This is a genomic window from Paenibacillus anaericanus (genome assembly GCF_003994475.1).
Lineage (GTDB): Bacteria > Bacillota > Bacilli > Paenibacillales > Paenibacillaceae > Fontibacillus > Fontibacillus anaericanus.
The window spans coordinates 323,630-340,325 of record NZ_RZNY01000002.1; the positions used below are offsets into that span (position 1 = coordinate 323,630).

At 38.9% G+C, this 16,696-nt stretch carries 15 protein-coding genes; 6 read left to right on the forward strand and 9 right to left on the reverse strand.

What is annotated here, in order from left to right:
- Positions 1 to 177: 177 nt before the first annotated feature.
- From EJP82_RS03735 to EJP82_RS03760, 6 genes are all read right to left on the reverse strand, one after another.
- The gene (locus tag EJP82_RS03735) at positions 178 to 843 is read right to left on the reverse strand and encodes an aminoglycoside adenylyltransferase domain-containing protein (RefSeq protein WP_211350034.1); all 666 of its coding nucleotides are present in this window, start codon (positions 841 to 843) and stop codon (positions 178 to 180) included.
- A 677-nt stretch (positions 844 to 1,520) separates the two neighbouring features.
- On the reverse strand, positions 1,521 to 2,423 hold the full coding sequence (locus EJP82_RS03740; protein WP_127190674.1) for a sensor histidine kinase: 903 nt from the start codon (positions 2,421 to 2,423) through the stop codon (positions 1,521 to 1,523).
- 11 nt (positions 2,424 to 2,434) lie between these two features.
- The gene (locus EJP82_RS03745; protein WP_127190675.1) at positions 2,435 to 3,232 is read right to left on the reverse strand and encodes an ABC transporter permease; all 798 of its coding nucleotides are present in this window, start codon (positions 3,230 to 3,232) and stop codon (positions 2,435 to 2,437) included.
- Positions 3,225 to 4,148, reverse strand: coding sequence for an ATP-binding cassette domain-containing protein (locus EJP82_RS03750; RefSeq protein WP_127190676.1), 924 nt, complete (start codon positions 4,146 to 4,148; stop codon positions 3,225 to 3,227). The genes EJP82_RS03745 and EJP82_RS03750 overlap by 8 nt, the downstream gene beginning before the upstream one ends.
- 92 nt (positions 4,149 to 4,240) lie before the next feature.
- A complete protein-coding gene (locus tag EJP82_RS03755; protein WP_127190677.1) occupies positions 4,241 to 4,927 on the reverse strand; it encodes a response regulator transcription factor in 687 nt (228 codons plus the stop codon).
- A 331-nt stretch (positions 4,928 to 5,258) separates the two neighbouring features.
- The gene (locus tag EJP82_RS03760) at positions 5,259 to 7,214 is read right to left on the reverse strand and encodes a GTP-binding protein (RefSeq protein WP_127190678.1); all 1,956 of its coding nucleotides are present in this window, start codon (positions 7,212 to 7,214) and stop codon (positions 5,259 to 5,261) included.
- A gap of 171 nt (positions 7,215 to 7,385) precedes the next feature.
- On the opposite strand from EJP82_RS03760, the gene EJP82_RS03765 reads away from it, so the two are divergent.
- The 6 genes from EJP82_RS03765 to EJP82_RS03790 all read left to right on the forward strand — a co-directional run bounded on the left by EJP82_RS03765 (position 7,386) and on the right by EJP82_RS03790 (position 13,729).
- A complete protein-coding gene (locus tag EJP82_RS03765; RefSeq protein ID WP_127190679.1) occupies positions 7,386 to 9,161 on the forward strand; it encodes a thiamine pyrophosphate-binding protein in 1,776 nt (591 codons plus the stop codon).
- Between the two features lie 38 nt (positions 9,162 to 9,199).
- Complete coding sequence (locus EJP82_RS03770) at positions 9,200 to 10,108, forward strand: acetaldehyde dehydrogenase (acetylating) (protein ID WP_127190680.1); 909 nt, start codon at positions 9,200 to 9,202, stop codon at positions 10,106 to 10,108.
- Positions 10,089 to 11,093, forward strand: a complete 1,005-nt coding sequence (gene dmpG / locus EJP82_RS03775; protein WP_127190681.1) for a 4-hydroxy-2-oxovalerate aldolase — start codon at positions 10,089 to 10,091, stop codon at positions 11,091 to 11,093. The genes EJP82_RS03770 and dmpG overlap by 20 nt, the downstream gene beginning before the upstream one ends.
- Complete coding sequence (locus EJP82_RS03780) at positions 11,059 to 12,021, forward strand: NAD-dependent epimerase/dehydratase family protein (RefSeq protein WP_246053980.1); 963 nt, start codon at positions 11,059 to 11,061, stop codon at positions 12,019 to 12,021. Before dmpG ends, EJP82_RS03780 begins: the two co-directional genes overlap by 35 nt.
- 171 nt (positions 12,022 to 12,192) lie before the next feature.
- Positions 12,193 to 12,759 (forward strand): GNAT family N-acetyltransferase, encoded by a 567-nt coding sequence (locus tag EJP82_RS03785; RefSeq protein WP_127190683.1) that lies wholly within the window; start codon positions 12,193 to 12,195, stop codon positions 12,757 to 12,759.
- 73 nt (positions 12,760 to 12,832) lie between these two features.
- Positions 12,833 to 13,729, forward strand: a complete 897-nt coding sequence (locus EJP82_RS03790) for a M23 family metallopeptidase (protein ID WP_246053968.1) — start codon at positions 12,833 to 12,835, stop codon at positions 13,727 to 13,729.
- A gap of 82 nt (positions 13,730 to 13,811) precedes the next feature.
- Here the strand turns inward: EJP82_RS03790 and EJP82_RS03795 are convergent, their stop codons facing one another.
- The 3 genes from EJP82_RS03795 to EJP82_RS03805 are packed head-to-tail and all read right to left on the reverse strand — an operon-like array spanning position 13,812 to position 16,494.
- Positions 13,812 to 14,405, reverse strand: coding sequence for a TFIIB-type zinc ribbon-containing protein (locus tag EJP82_RS03795; protein ID WP_127190684.1), 594 nt, complete (start codon positions 14,403 to 14,405; stop codon positions 13,812 to 13,814).
- Between the two features lie 26 nt (positions 14,406 to 14,431).
- Entirely contained in the window at positions 14,432 to 15,172 is a 741-nt protein-coding gene (locus EJP82_RS03800; protein WP_127190685.1) for a hypothetical protein, read from the reverse strand.
- On the reverse strand, positions 15,169 to 16,494 hold the full coding sequence (locus tag EJP82_RS03805) for an SPFH domain-containing protein (RefSeq protein ID WP_127190686.1): 1,326 nt from the start codon (positions 16,492 to 16,494) through the stop codon (positions 15,169 to 15,171). The genes EJP82_RS03800 and EJP82_RS03805 overlap by 4 nt, the downstream gene beginning before the upstream one ends.
- Positions 16,495 to 16,696 lie beyond the last annotated feature (202 nt).

Sequence of the window (16,696 nt, forward strand, 5' to 3'; positions counted from 1 at the left end):
TCTTGAATATACTCATCACATGTAAAATTCCACGTTTACCTAAACGAAAAAAAACCTCCAAAGACTTGAAGGTTTGCTACTTGAAGAAAATGGAGTTTATAAATATATGAAGATCAGGCAGATGTCCAAGCGACCCTATAGCCGCCTGCATTAGATAGTTAGAAATTTGGTGATTATTTACTCTACAAACCTCAGCTTGTTACTTTCATTTATTATATATTCCATATACGCCAATGCATCATTTCGTCTCGCGAAAATAGACTTATAATACGATTTTGGATTCCCCAAACGTAATCTCATCGCTTCATTTATAATTTTGTGCCATCTTTCCGGCACGTTATTGATTGCATATTCACCTGCACCAACTTTGGATGTTATCCCTTGTTCATTAAATGAATAGTATAGACGAGAAACTCCCAGGACTCCCCATTCAATTGATTTCACACTAAACAGCAAATCAAAATACTGGACAGAGAGAAACCTCTCGCCTCTTTTTTTCCAGTTAACCCAATAAGAATTAAGATTATCCTGCATACGACTCATTAATAGGTTCCATTCAATTGAAAAGTTATATTGTGAAGGTTCTTTTCCAAGGATGCATACTCCATAATTATAAAACTGGAATACGTCAATTGAGTTTTTTTGAAGCTCTTTAGTACCTTGAATCTCCCCATCGTTAAAGTAAATACAGGTCTTGGCCTCTGTATCTAACCCCGTAATATCTTCCTTTGTTATGTAAATCCCATCTAAACTCATCTGAGGATATGAGCTTTGAATCTCTTTATGGATTTGTTTGAGAATGGCAATGTCCGCTTCCGATAGATCTCTTTGTATAACAGCCATAAAATCAACATCGCTCGAACCTTCAACAAACGCTCCTAATGAAATTGAACCATATAAATAAAACCCATTAAGTAAATCAGGTAATTGTTTGTTGAGCTTTTTTAGATAAATAGTTAATAATACTTTAACCTTATGAGGGACTCTAGTGTTGTGAATAATGAAAAAGCACCTCCACATAAAATAAGAAACATGACCAATCCAGATTAGCATGTTTTCACATCATATGAAACTACAAAAATCGTAAAATCAATTAACCTATTCAGAAAAAGAGGCGCCGAATTTGACGACACCCTCTTGATATCGTTGTAGGCATAGCGTTTCATCAATTAAATTATTAAGTTCAATACTGGCTTAAATTAATTTGTCAGTAATGATCGTGGATAACGTATGTTTATGCATACGGGTGTCAATCCCCAGTATGACCTCAACTTAAAGTCAAGCTCTTTTTTTCGTGTTCTTTTGGAATTTGATTTGAATATTTTCAAGAAAAAAGGGCGTGTAAAGATTTTTGGAGTCTTGTTCTCGGATAGACGAGTAATACGTGGGAGAGGTAACTATAACGATAAAAAAAACAGTAGTAGACTTGGACAAAACTTTTCGTCCAAGTCTACTACTGTTTGGTATGTCAGTATTCACAAAGCAAAGTCCTGAATTACACTTCAGAACGCAATAAGTTCCTAAGATTCTTTACACAAAGCTAACTTCACCTGAATAGTAAGCGATCCGTCTGTTAATGCCGCACTCACACTACCGTCCATTTGTTCCGCTAACAGCTTAACGATGGACAGTCCCAGACCGGTGCTGTTTCCCCTTGATTTATCAGCTGTATAAAAGCGGTCAAACAACTTTGAAACATCAATTACAGCATTGTTTTTTACAGGGTTGGTGAATGTCATAACCGCATTGTTATCACTAAGCAGGCTTACTTCAATAGCACCTGCGGAATGAAGAGTACAATTTCGTATCAGATTTTGAATGATTCTTATGGTCAACTCCTTATCCACACAAGCAAATACGGGAGTTGTCTCTTCAAGCTGTACAGTCAAATCATGTTCCTCAAATACGGAAACAGATTGTGCCAAACACTCTGACACCAGATTTGTGAGATTGATTCTTTCAATATGTAATACGGGCTCCGAACTTACTCGATAAGAATATTCAAAGAATTGCTCAATTAAATGTTCCAACCTAACGGCATGCTTCTGCGCAATCTGTAACTTATGATGTTGATCATCCGTAAGCATTCCTTTTTCCATAAGTTGCTGATAACCTTTGATTGCTGTAAGAGGTGTACGTAAGTCATGCGAAATGTTGGCAATAAGCTCCTTGAAGTGTTTTTCCCCGCGGATACTATCAAGTCGTCTATTCTCTTCTTCTTTTAAGTATTTGTTAATATTGATCGTTAGCCTATTCAACTGACTATTAAGATTTAGGAATTCTAAGCTAATGGGCTGCCTTTTTGGCGTGGTTAATCGTTCGCCGAGTTGGCGGTTTATATTGCGCAATTGCCTTTGAAGACAAACAAGGTACGCAATAAGTAAGACACAAATAACTCCAAAGACAATTGCCAAGATTTCCACCCACCTTTCAACTACTTAATTTCCGATCTTCTAAAAATGCTATATGTGAGCGCAAGCATGACGATTATAAATACCAGACTAACAACAATTGCCTTGATCAGTTCACCGGCTCCAGTATCAAACGTTACAAAGGTGTATTTTCCGCCAAATGGTGTAAAAGAAAAAAATCTATCAAATACTGCTGAACTGTTACTTAAGCTCGCCAACTTGCCACAAAGTATTGAAAACCCGTAATAAATTGAAATCACCAGCACCGGCTTCTTGAGCACCATAGCAAGTGGTACACATATACTCAGTTGCGCCATATATACAATCATCAGTGTAAGTGCAACTGCTACCATTTTGAATATTATCGATGCACTGAATATTATACCGGATTCTTTCGAAAGTATATTAAGAAATCCCACAGATACAGCACCCATATCGAATTTGGAACCAGTACCTAGAGCAATGCCTGTTACAATGACATAGGGAAGAAGGATGAACAGCAGTGCACAAGAGAATACCGTTGCTTTGCTAATAATAACAGTAACCCTGCTACTCCCACTTGAAATGGCATCATGAATTGTTTTATTATCGAAATCCCCGCAGATAAATACCCCTGCAATAACAGCACCGAGAATACTGATCATATTTACATCAGAGAACATAAAACCGATTCCCGTATATTCCTGAGCGATCTGACCCTGTGCCATCAAATAGGCTAAACTCGCCATTGCTATAGCACTCAACGTTGTGATTGCAAATAAAATCTTAATCGCCATTGATTTACGCAGTTTATATAAATCAGCCTGAATCAAGTTAAGCATTCCGGTCACCCCCAATAACAGAAATGAAATAGTCTTCAAGCGTATCTCCCTCAACAGAAAAATTAGTAACAAAAATTCCGTTTTCAGAGATCACCTTCGCCACTAATTCCTTGTTATCCAAATAATCGTATAGCTTAACACTCTTATCCGGCATGACCTTGTAGTTCAGCGTTTTCAGTTGCAATTCCATAACGCTCACCAGCTTTTCCGGTTGATCGCAGCTTATAAGAATATGGTGCTTGCAGTTTTCTTCAAGCTCTGCGAGGGTCAAGGATTGCTTAAGCATCCCTTGGTGGATGATGAAGTAGTCGCTCGCAACCTGATATAGCTCTGGTAGATTGTGACTGGATATGAGGATGGTGATCTGCCGTTCCTCACAGAGCTTTATCAACAGGTTACGTATCTCCACTACACCTAAAGGATCAAGTCCGTTGATCGGCTCGTCTAAAATAACTAGTTCCGGATCACCGAGCAGGGCAATGGCAATACCCAACCGCTGCTTCATACCAAGCGAAAAGTTCTTTGCCTTCTTTTTCCCTGTTTCGCTCAGCCCTACCAACGCTAGTAACTCGTTTTCAATAGTTTCGCTTGGGATGCCCCTCATAATCCTGTGAAGTGTGAGGTTCTCTCTCGCCGTCATATTTGGAGTTATGCTAGGATACTCGATCATGCAACCAAGTCGTTTTCTTTCAGCTTGTAAAGCCTTTTCACCACTTTGACCAAACAGTTCAATATTGCCATCAGTAGGAAACGAAAGCCCCGCCACAATACGCATGAGTGTTGTTTTTCCAGCGCCATTTTGCCCGATTAAACCATAAATTTTGCCAGGTTCCATAACTAGAGATACATCACGCAGCGCAAAAGTACCATGGTAGCTTTTCGTTAGGCTGTTTGTTTTCAAAACATATTCTTTCATATATACTCACCTGCCCTTTCTAGATTTAGTGTAATATCCATTGGTTTAGAAAAGGTTAAGGGGAGAAAAACAAAGGTCAAGAAACAGATAATTTATTCTTTGTATAAGCGATAACCCAATCCCCAAACGGTTTCAATATATTCTGTATCAGGACTTACTTGTTTCAACTTGTTGCGTAAATTGCTAATATGAGTTTTTATTGCGTTATCGTCACCGAGGTATTCTTCTTCCCATATGGATTCGTACAGATTCGATTTAGTAAACACCTTGCCTCTGCTTTTAATAAGCAGCTCCAATATCATATATTCCGTAGCGGTCAATTCAATTTCCACATGATTTACGGCCACTCGCTTGGCGTTATCATCCAGTGACAGATCCTTATATTGAAGACTATTGTTTACATTTACATATCCTTGCTTATGTATTCGTCGTAAATTAGATTCTACCCGAGCTACGACTTCGCCCAAATCAAAAGGTTTGGTAATATAATCGTCTGCACCTAACTTTAACAAATCTATCTTTGTACCGACCATATCCTTTGCCGAAATAATAATGACCGGAGTTTCCGAAAAAAGTCGAAGCTCTTTCAGGATTTGATCACCGCTTTTATACGGAAGCATGATATCTAGTAAAATCAAATCAAACTTTTGACTCTGAATTATGTCTATACAGTCAGTCCCAGTATAAATCGACTCTACTCTATAACCCGCATCAGTTAGCGCTTCGGCCAGCATGAAGTTAACGTCCTCGTTATCTTCAACAATTAATATAGTATCCAATATGTGATTTTCCTTTCTACCTTTATTTTGACCCTCACTCGAAAATGATTGCGAATCCGCTGTAACGGAACTCAGCGACGTTATTAGAGGTTTATTTCACTATTCTGGATTGTAACGGAACCAGCAAACGTTATTTCATCATTATTCATGCAATTAGAGCATCATAGGAAGGAATAAGGTCTTTCAGTTCCGTTAGAATTTGTTTTGACCCTCAAAACTCAATATAATCCACTGGTTCCGTTAGATTGATGTCTGAATACGTCAAACACTGATTATGAGGTTGAGCCTCAAATATGTATAAAAAGGTGCACCTTGAATTGCACCTTCCCTACTACAAACCATGCATTTTCGACTCTGCCTCTTCCCAACCCACCGTATAACCTTGGCCTTTAGCACAAAATATGGACGAGGAAATATATTCAGCATCGGCATCCTTATTGTAGCCTTTCTCATTAATGACCTCTTGTTCATTGTGGCAACGCTCATAACCGGCAAAGGTTAAGCTGAGCGAACTTTTACCTTGGGTGAAGGAGGCTAATCGGCTGTTATAATCCATAAATGTAACTACAGGTACTCTTCCTGTAAGAATCACCTTGTTCCCTTCACTGCGGGGCGCCTCAAAACTTCCATGTGCCCGCTCAATATCTGATATTACACGGCCAATATGATCCAAATCAACTTTAATTTTAAAATTGTAATAAGGCTCTAAAAGCAGGTTGTCCGCTTGTTCCAACCCCTGTCTCAAAGCTCTGTAAGTTGCTTCTCTAAAGTCCCCCCCAGTTGTATGTTTATTGTGGGCTCTTCCGTTTAATAGAGTTACGATTACATCTGTTAAAGGTGATCCCGTTAGAAGACCATGATGTTCTCTTTCGAAAATATGATGGCGAACTAGATTCTGGTTTCCGACCGACAAATCGTCAGCATGGCAGGCGTTATGAAACGACACTCCACTATTTCGCTCACCTGGACGTAATTGAAGATGCACTTCCGCATAATGGCCTAACGGTTCAAAATGACCGTACCCGATTACCTCCGTAGCAATCGTTTCTTTGTATAGAATCTCCGGCTTATCAAACAAAATATTTAAGTTAAACCGCTCCTTAACAAGCTGCTCCAACACTTCAAGCTGAATTTTCCCCATCACATGAATATGAATCTCCTGTAAACTTTCTTCCCAGGTCACATTCAAAGAAGGATCTTCGGCATTCAGAATCTTAAAATATTTTAAAGCTTCTTTCACATTAACAGAGGGTTCAAAAATGACTTTAGATTTTAAAGTAGGCACCATTTCGTAGGTAGCTCTTTCTTGTAAAGCACCTATTCCATCACCGACAGTGGTCATAGACAAACCTGTAACTGCAAAAAGTTCACCCGCCCCTACAGTGTCCACCGCCTTAAACTCACGTCCGTTATAAATACGGATGCCTGTGATTTTTTCGGTCACCGTGTTCTCAGGATCACCGTAATTCATGATATCTCTAACTTTTAACGTTCCACTTAACGCTTTAATATAAGTAATTTTTGTCCCGAGATCATCATGACGAATCCGATAGACTCTACCAGCAAACGATCCCTCGTTCGAATAATTGGTTACCGTAAGCTGATCCAACTTCTGTAGGAAATCATCTATACCCATCCCTTGAAGAGCGGAACCACATGCATAAGGGAAAATCTTGTTCTCTTGAATCAAGAGTTGCATCATGCCCAGCCATCTATCTTTACTGTAGCCTTCCTCCATATAGTGATTCAGAAGAGATTCATCGCGCTCGGCTATAAATTCGGTCAGTTCCTGATTCATCACGCCATTTTCAGACAAAGAAACCGAAATGTTACATACATCCCTTGTGAAATTCGTTTGAATATCTTGCACCACTTGCTCCACATCAGCCCCTACACGGTCAATTTTGTTAATGAAAAAGAAGCAAGGGATCTGATGTTTTTGCAGGAGCTCCCATACGATCTCAGTCTGGCCTTCGATTCCTTCCACAGCACTAATGATCATTATGGCGTAATCCATCGCCTGAATCGCCCGTTCCATCTCAGGGGAAAAATCAATATGCCCAGGAGTATCGATCAAATAATAGTTTGAATCTCCATAAGTGAACATACCTTGATCTGCAAACACGGTGATGCCACGTTGCCGCTCGATTTGATGGCTATCCAAGAACGAATCCTTGTGATCTACCCGCCCTCGCTGTTTAATACTCTTTGTATAATAAAGTAGTTGTTCCGAGAATGTTGTCTTTCCCGCATCTACATGCGCTAATATCCCTATGGTTTTGTTCATTGTTTATCCTCTCATCTATCATGCTCATATAGATTATAGAGTGTTTAACTCATTTTAAAAACCAAAACATAATCCTAAGCGCAATCCTAGCACGAAGACTGTCAAGAATGAATATGATGAACCAGAGTTTCAAAGTCCGTGAAATCGACAGTAGTGAAAAATGGGGTGTAAATGGAGATGAGAGTCGCAGATTATGTAACGAATGCCCTTTATGAAGCTGGAGGGGAAAACGTTTTTCTCGTTACAGGTGGAATGATCATGCATCTTACCGATGCTTTATATCAACATAAGGGCCAAACTTATACATGCTGTCACCACGAACAAGCAGCCGCTATGGCTGCAGAAGCCTATGGCCGATATACAGGTAACTTAGGTGTCGCCTATGTAACTGCTGGTCCTGGCGCTTTAAATACGATTACAGGTGTAGCAGGAGCTTATATTGATTCCTCACCCTCGATCATAGTAGCTGGTAATTCTAAAGTATCTTTAGCAAAGATTAAGGGTCCTCGCCAATTTCCTCTGCAAGGGTTTGATTCACTCCCTATTTTCAATCATATTACGAAGTATGCAGTTATGCTAGACGATATTTCCAAGGTGAAATATGAAGTTCAAAAGTGCATTCACATTGCTAAAAGCCCCAGGGTAGGTCCTGTTTATTTAGAAATCCCTGTAGATGTTCAAGGGGCTAGCTTCGATCCGGATCTGTATGAGGATTTCGTTCCATCTGAAACTATCCAGCACAAGCATATTTCTAATGAAGAAATTGCAACCATTATTGAAGCATTTAAAGCTTGCAAACGTCCCTGCTTGTTAATTGGAGCAGGAGTAAGAATGGCTGGGGCAACGCAAAGCTTATATGATTTTATGAAGAAAATGAACATGCCTGTGTTAACTTCTAGATTGGGAATGGATCTGATCGATCATTCAGATCCATTATTTGTTGGAAGGCCAGGAACATACGGTGATCGAGCCGCAAACTTCACGATTCAAAATTGCGATTTGTTAGTTAATGTCGGATGTAGATTAGGTATTGGCTTGATAGGTTATGATTACGAAGAATTTGCCAAAAAGGCAAAAAAAATCATTGTAGATATTGATGAGAGAGAATTATCTAAGCCATCGATTATCCCTGATATTCGTATTCAAGAGGACGCCAAGAGATTTTTTGAAGCCATGAATACAGCCTTACAAGATCATTCATTTCACTTCTCTGAATGGGTCAACCAAACTCAATCATGGAAGTTGAGATATCCCGTTGATTTGCCAGAATATAACGATGATTCACTAGGAATTAATTCATATCGATTCATGACAAGATTCTCTGAAAAGGTGAATAAAGATGCCTCCTTTGTTGTGGATACAGGATCATGCTTTCATGTTCATGCTCAAGCCTTCAAAGTGAAAATTGGACAAAGGCATATTATAACTGGCGGTCTATCTACAATGGGATACACGCCTGCAGCCGTCGGAGTTTCTGTTGCTAGGAATAACCGGGAAGTATACTGTGTGACGGGTGACGGTTCATTTCAGATGAACCTCCAAGAGCTACAAACGATTAACCACAATAAACTACCTGTGAAATTCATTTTATTTAATAACAACGGGTATCTACTCATCCGTCATACCCAAATTAATTTTATGGAAGGACGAATGATTGGGGAAAGTGCAGAATCCGGTTTGAGCTTCGCAAGTTTTGCTAAAATAGCCGATACATTTGGTTTGGGATATATAAAGATTTCGAATTTAGATGAAATGGATCAAAAAATCAATGAACTAATTGATTATAAAGGATCCATGATTTGTGAAGTTATAACTCCTCCTGAACAGTTACTAATCCCAAGGGTCGCTTCGAGAAAGTTAGAGGATGGTACGATGCAATCCATGGCATACGACGACATGTATCCCTTCTTGTCTAGAGATGAATATGCTGGCAACTGTCTCGATTAGATCCGAAACTACGACTAAAGTGTATTGGAGATTGGACGATGAATGATAACAATAAACTTAATGTAGCTATTTTAGGAAGTGGCAATATAGGTACGGACTTACTTGTAAAAGTGGGAAGATCAAACTATTTAGACTGTACTTATTTTGTAGGTAGAAATCATGATTCTCATGGTATACAAATAGCTCAAAGTTTAGGAGTAAGGACCTCTATCGACAGTATTGATGCACTAATTAAGGATTCAGACAGTTTTGATTTAGTATTTGACGCTACATCTGCGAATGGTCATAACATACATGCTCCAATATTCAAGCAAATGGGTAAAATATCCATTGATTTAACTCCTTCAAATATAGGAGAAATGTGTGTTCCCGCCGTAAATTTGGAGCCTTGTTTGAATTTTACTGAAATTAGCTTAGTGACGTGTGGAGGGCAAGCTGCCATTCCTTTGGCCTATGCAATTGGTCAAACACAAACAAATATTCAATACATTGAAGTCGTTTCAAGTATTTCATCAATGAGTGCTGGACTAGCGACAAGAAATAATTTAGATGAGTACATTGAAACTACAGAGAAGGCAATTGGTAAATTTTCTGGATGTAACGATGTTAAGGCAATTATTAATTTAAATCCTGCAAATCCATGTATTGATATGCAAACGACGATTATGGCCATTGTGGATCAGCCAGATCTTATGAAACTTCAAGAATTCATAGATCAAATTGTGCTGGACATACAAATGTATGTTCCAGGTTATCAATTAATCATCTCTCCTACCATCGAAAATGGAAGAATGATCGTAATGATTAAGGTTAAGGGGTATGGGGATTACCTCCCTCCGTATGCTGGAAATCTCGATATTATTAATTGTGCTGCCATCTCAGTGGCAGAGGAATTTGCAAAGAAAAGATCAAACAAAGGAGGTTACCATGAATCATCTGTTAATTAGTGATCCAACCCTTAGGGATGGATCTCATGCTGTTCAACATCAACTCACAATGGATCATATTCTGTTCTATGCCGAACATGCTGAACATACTGGAATACCCATATTAGAAGTTGGTCATGGTAACGGCTTAGGAGCCTCCTCTTTACAACTGGGTAAGAGTTTAGTGTCAGATACCGAACTTCTAGTGCAGTGCCGGGCAAGACTTACAAATACCAAGTTAGGTATTCACGTAATACCAGGGTTTGCAACGATAAATAAAGATTTAAACAACGCTCTAGATATTGGCGTCGATGTTGTTAGGGTCGCCTCCCACTGCACAGAGGCAAATATTACAAAACGTCATATTGAATATTCACGAAATAGGGAAAAAGAAGTATTCGGTGTATTAATGATGTCCCATATGGCATCCCCAGCAGTATTAGTTGAAGAAGCTAAAAAAATGGAAAGCTATGGCGCACAGGCAATTATAATTATGGATTCAGCCGGAGCCTCTTTACCTGTTGATGTACATGAGAAAATCACAGCTTTAGTTCATCATTTAGATATCCCTGTAGGATTTCATGCGCATAATAACTTAGGCATGGCAATTGCTAATTCAATTACTGCAGTAGAATCAGGAGCTACCATACTTGATGGTACTTCAAGGGGATTTGGAGCGGGTGCAGGCAATGCCCAGTTGGAAGTGTTAGTTGCCGTATTGCACAAAATGGGTTATCAAACCGGAATCGATCTTTATCGATTATTAGATTTCGCGGATCAAGCTGAAAGTTTATTTTGTACCCCCCCTCACATTAGTTCAGTAAGCGTGATTAGTGGACTTACAGGGGTTTTCTCTGGCTTCGCAAAGCCTGTGGAGAGAATTGCTAAACAATACAATATTGATCCTAAAGATGTTTTCTTTGAGCTTGGAAAAAGAAAGATCATCGCTGGTCAAGAGGACCTGATCCTTGATGTTGCAATCTGGTTATCTCACCATGCAAAGTAAAATGCAAATTGCGATTCTAGGGTCTACGGGACATATTGCGAAGAACCTTATCTTTGAAATGAATAAGCGTAGTGAGTTTCATTTGCATCTTTTTGCACGAAAAATAGATGCTTTGAATAACTTTATCAACTTATATACTAATGATCCTGGCAATATAACCGTAAGAGGCTTAGAGGAATTTAGCAATTATAGTTATGATGTAATCATCAATTGTATTGGTATTGGTAACCCCTCTATTTTAAAAAGAGATCCCTCTATGGTATTTAGGTTAACCGAACAATTTGATAATTTGGTGCTGGATTATTTACAACATAATAAGAATACACTTTATCTATATTTTAGTAGTGGCGCGGTTTACGGATCAGATTTTAGCATGCCTGTCGATCGTAATAGTTATAATAAATTAAATGTAAATCATAGTTCTTCGAATGATTTCTACTCAATTTCCAAAATTTATACAGAAGCAAAACACCGTTCCTATGCTGAATATAACGTTGTTGATTTAAGAGTATTTGGATTCTTCAGCCAATTTGCTGACTTAACTGCCCCCTACTTCCTAAATGAATTAATCACTTGTGTACAAAAGGACCAAGTATTTATCACGAACCATAGCAACATGATCAGAGATTACATTCATCCTACAGATTTGATTGCATTAATTGACAAACTAATTTTTAAACATGATCTTAATGATGTTTTTGATGTATATAGCCTCGCTCCCATTTCCAAGTTTGAAATCATTGAGTTATTCGAACATAAATACAATCTAATTTATCAAATTGAGAACTTACCGGGATCCTCTCCCACTGGCGAAAAAAACTCCTATTATTCTGTAAATAATAAATTAGCGGATATAGGGTATTACCCCACACTAAGTTCGTTAAATACAATAATGATGGCAACAGATCACATTTTAAATAATGACTAGCAAGTCGATTGTTTAATGGAGAGAATATGAAATTTCAAGAGCTGTTTTGACAGCTCTTTATTTAATTTTCTTAACTGCCGAATTTGGCGAACTCCAACCCTGATGTTAAATTTTACATAGACTGACCACATAAAATGGACGTAACATTCTTTGAGAAGGAGAGTGAGCTCGATGATAAACAAGAGTTTTGTACCATTCCCAACATTAGAAACGAATAGATTACTCCTTAGGTTAGTTGAGGATTCGGATGTGGAGCAATTATATGAAGTGCTTAGTGATGCAGAAGTAGCAAAGTTTGATTATTTTCACCCGTTAACATCCATAGAACAAGCACTTAAATTTATTGCTAGATTTAAGAACGAACTAGAAGAAAATGAAGAGATCACGTGGGGAATTATTTTAAAAGAGACCAACCAATTAATCGGAACCTGCAACATGGGGAGTTTTGATGATGGAGCTAGACGGGCAGAAATCGGTTATGATATCGCTCAATCTAAGTGGGGTAAAGGTTATGCAACAGAAGCATTGGGAGCAGTTATTGAATATGGATTTACGACTATGAATCTAAACAGGATTGAAGCTACAATAACACCTGGTAATGATGCATCTGTCAAAGTACTGAAGAAGCTTAATTTTGTACACGAGGGAATAGTTAGGGAGCGGGATTTAATCAAAGGCAAACTAGAGGACGGAATCATGATGTCCATTCTGAAGAGAGACTATGAAATAATCAAATAACAATTGCATGGGTTATCCAATTTGATTCGTCATATTAGAGGAGAACATCCATAACTGATGAATGGAGCTACCCATGAAAAACGTTAAAAAATCACAGAAATACATATTTATTAATATTTCACTCATCGCCGTCATTGTTCTAACATGGATTGTAGTATATGGGATTAATGGCTTACCAGGTGCATATGCCTGGTTTGCTCTTAAATTAGTATTTCCCTTTTTAGGGTTGGCAGGTATTCTGTTGAATCTGATTCTACTCGTCGTTTTTATCTTTAAAAAGAAAAATATCTTGAACACACTTGTCGGTTTGCTTGTAAGTGCGATCTTTGCACTGCATCTTGTATTGACTATGAATCTCGTCCAACTTCCGTATCCGGCCCTTGTTCAAAAAGTTGAGCCTGCTATCACTGTTAACTGGCCGTTAGCTGAACCAACCGTAGTGGGCTGGGGTGGTGACTCTATCCATTCCAACTTACCTCACGTGATATGGCCGTCTGAACGATGGGCATATGACTTAGTCATGGAACCTTATAATACAGGGAGTACCCATCTCGAAGATTATGGCATCTGGAATAAAGAAGTCCTTTCCCCCGTTTTCGGAACCGTCATTGCAGCTCACGACGACGAAGCTGATATTATGCCAGGATCGGAAGATGTACTTTCCATGGAAGGGAATCATGTTTACCTGCAAATGGAGAGGACGGGGACCTATCTATTACTCAATCATCTAAAAAAAGATAGCGTTACGGTTAAGGTTGGAGATGATGTGCAACCGGGAGATGTACTCGGTCGAGTCGGAAACAGCGGCTCTACTTCGGAACCTCATTTACACATTCATCATCAACGGCAAAACCCACTTCAAACCCTCCATCCCATTTTAGCCGAAGGTCTTCCTCTTTATTTTCAAGACACGGATGCGGATGCCATGCCACAAAAAGGGACCGTAGTGACTCAGGAGCTGACAAAATAATGAAAAAGGTCATAGGATTAACGGGTATTATTACAACACCGTTAAATCCTATGACCTTTTATTAAGCATACACTTGTGAATTTTACTTTTCCTGATATTGCACTACAGTACCACAAAACTCACAATTCGTTGATTGTGTCGGATATACAGTCGTCTTGGAACCACATCCTGAGCAGTCAACAGACACGGGATCTTTAGGAGCTACTGCACCAGCAGTAAAACCACCCTGACCACCAAAGAACGAATTAAATACTTCATTAAATTGCTGACCATCTACATCTGAAGAAGAAGAGGTCGTTGAAGAAGTAGTAGTAAATACCGTTTGGGTTGATCCGTTTGAAGTCTTTACAGTTTTGGTATCTCCATGTTTCAGTTGCTCCTGCACGAAGTCATTTACCGATGCAGCGTCAAACGGATTAAAGGATGTACCTGAATCTGACTGGGTAGACTGCCAGGATAGATTCTGTGCAGAACGTTGGGTTGCCGCCTTTTTGGAACTTTCTAATAGCTTGATACTTCCAATCAGCAATAAACCACCAGGAATAAATAATATGAAGATTAAGAAAATAAATGTGCTTAAGGAAAACTCCGATAACAGCACTAGTGTCATGATTAAAAACATGAGTAAGAAAAATGCAGAGAACATCATCATCAATATAGCAATTACTTTTTTCAATCGATAAACCTCCTGAATTTTACTTCCTATTTCGCTAGTAGCACCTGTTCATTACGATGGGCAAGACGACGTGTGAGATCATGGAGATGATGAACGATCATTTTGAATGAATGTTCTTGATTACCAGAAGCCATACCCGTAACCTTTTCTTCTAATAGATAGATGTGATTTATCAGTTCATGATCCATATGTAAGATGGACCTTGGTATAACCGGGTCACTGTAGTGAACCTTCTCAATCAACGCCGCAATGATGGACTCCATCTCTTTGACCTGTGGATCTTTCATAGATTTAATCATCAGTTGTACTTCTTTCAAAGCGGATTCAATCTCATGCAAATTTACAAGCTGTGACCTCGTATCTTCTTCATGATCCATAGTAGATTTTAGATATAGCAGGATCAGTCCGCTAGCGATGATTGTACAAGCAAGGGTTATAGAATGAATCAATATATATCCTGACAAAGCAAGATCGGAAAATCTAGTAAAGAATGAATAAACGAACACTACTATCAAATAGGACAAGATTACAACACCTAAACCCAGATAACCAGGTAAATTACGCTTAACACGATCTAGATTAGGGAACAAATAACTGGCATATAGCCACAAAAGCGTTTCAGCTAAAAGTACAGCCGAGAGAGAAATCCAGAATGATCCCAAAGAATTACTGTTATCTAAAAGCGTCATAAAAACAATCCATGTAGAGACCAATCCCACTAAGTATAAGACCAATGTAATCCTTGTCCCATACCGATTTATTGTCATTGAGCGTTACCCCCATCTAGCAGGTTACACCCACATTCCAGGCAAAACTTCTGATTTGGTTTCACTTCATGCTGACAACTCCTGCATTTTAGAACGAGGTTTTCACCGCAATTCCCACAAAATTTAGTTTCATTCGATACTAGCTGACTGCATTTCGGACACCGTCTAGGCAAAGTTTCTTTGCAATTGACACATTCCAGGCTATCCTCTGTATTATCTGCACCGCATTTCGGACAAGCGCAATATTTATCACCACAACCCGCACAGAATTTCGAGCCTTCGAGTAGTGGTAATCCACATATATTACACTTAGCAACCGTATCCTTTGTTGCTTGCTTAGTTAAATCAGCTAACGGTTTACCACAACTACTGCAAAATGTGGATTCTTTAAGATTTGCATGCTGACAACTTGAACAGATATCAAATTGAGACTTGTCCCCCGTATTAATTACTTTTGACATTTGAGACATTTCATTGCCTAAAGGAGCTCCGACTCCATATCCCATACCCATTCCAATACCCGCACCCATAAGGCCGGACTGCATGCTTCCTTCATTCTTCGCTGCGCCTTCCAAAGTATCGAATGTGCGCTCTTGCTGATATGTATAACCGATAATATCCATTTCCGCTCTACGTGCCAAAGCATCTCTTAACCGTATGACGGAAGGATCATCTTCGGGAAGATTCACATTTTGAATATACAAATTAAGAACTTGAATGCCGTATTCCGCTAGTACGGGAGCAATAATGCACTCGAAATGAGTGGACATTTCTCCGATAAAGGCATTAATCTCTAATACACTAATTCTCTTCTGAACCAGATACGATGTAAGCATCGAGTTAATATTCATAATAAGTAAGCCGCGGAAGTAATTCACTAAATTCGCTTGATTGAACTCATGCATTGTCCCTACTAACTTAAGCAAAAACTTGCGTGAATCTTCAATGCGAATACCAAACTGACCAAAAGCCCTCACAGGCACGATGATATTATATTTTGGGTCTTGTAATTGAATCGGGTTAGCGGTTCCCCACTTCACATCGAGCGAACTCACTTTGTTGACATACCAAACTTCAGCCGCAAACGGAGATTCTCCTCCAAACGGTAAATTGATAATGTTGTTCAATATCGGGATGTTAGCTGTGCTTAACGTATGACGTCCAGCGCCATATAAATCAAGTGCTTTACCATCTTTGAAGAGAATCGCCTCTTGGGACTGATTCACAATCAGTTGGGTCCATGTCCCTAATTCTGCTTCAGGATGTTTCCATGCGAATACATCCGGGGATCCTTCATATTTGATTACATCAATAAGTGCCATTTCTAATTCCCCACTTTTAAGAATAATTTATCGAAAGAGGTCGGAACCTGTTCCGTAATTGCCAATCCTGTAAGTCTTTATTCTACATTTGTTAGGTAAATCCTGCCTCTAGCATCTTTCTAGACACCATTTCCAACCAACTATATCGATATCTATTCCCATTAAAAAACAAAAAGGAAGTGCATTATAAGCCACTTCCCCC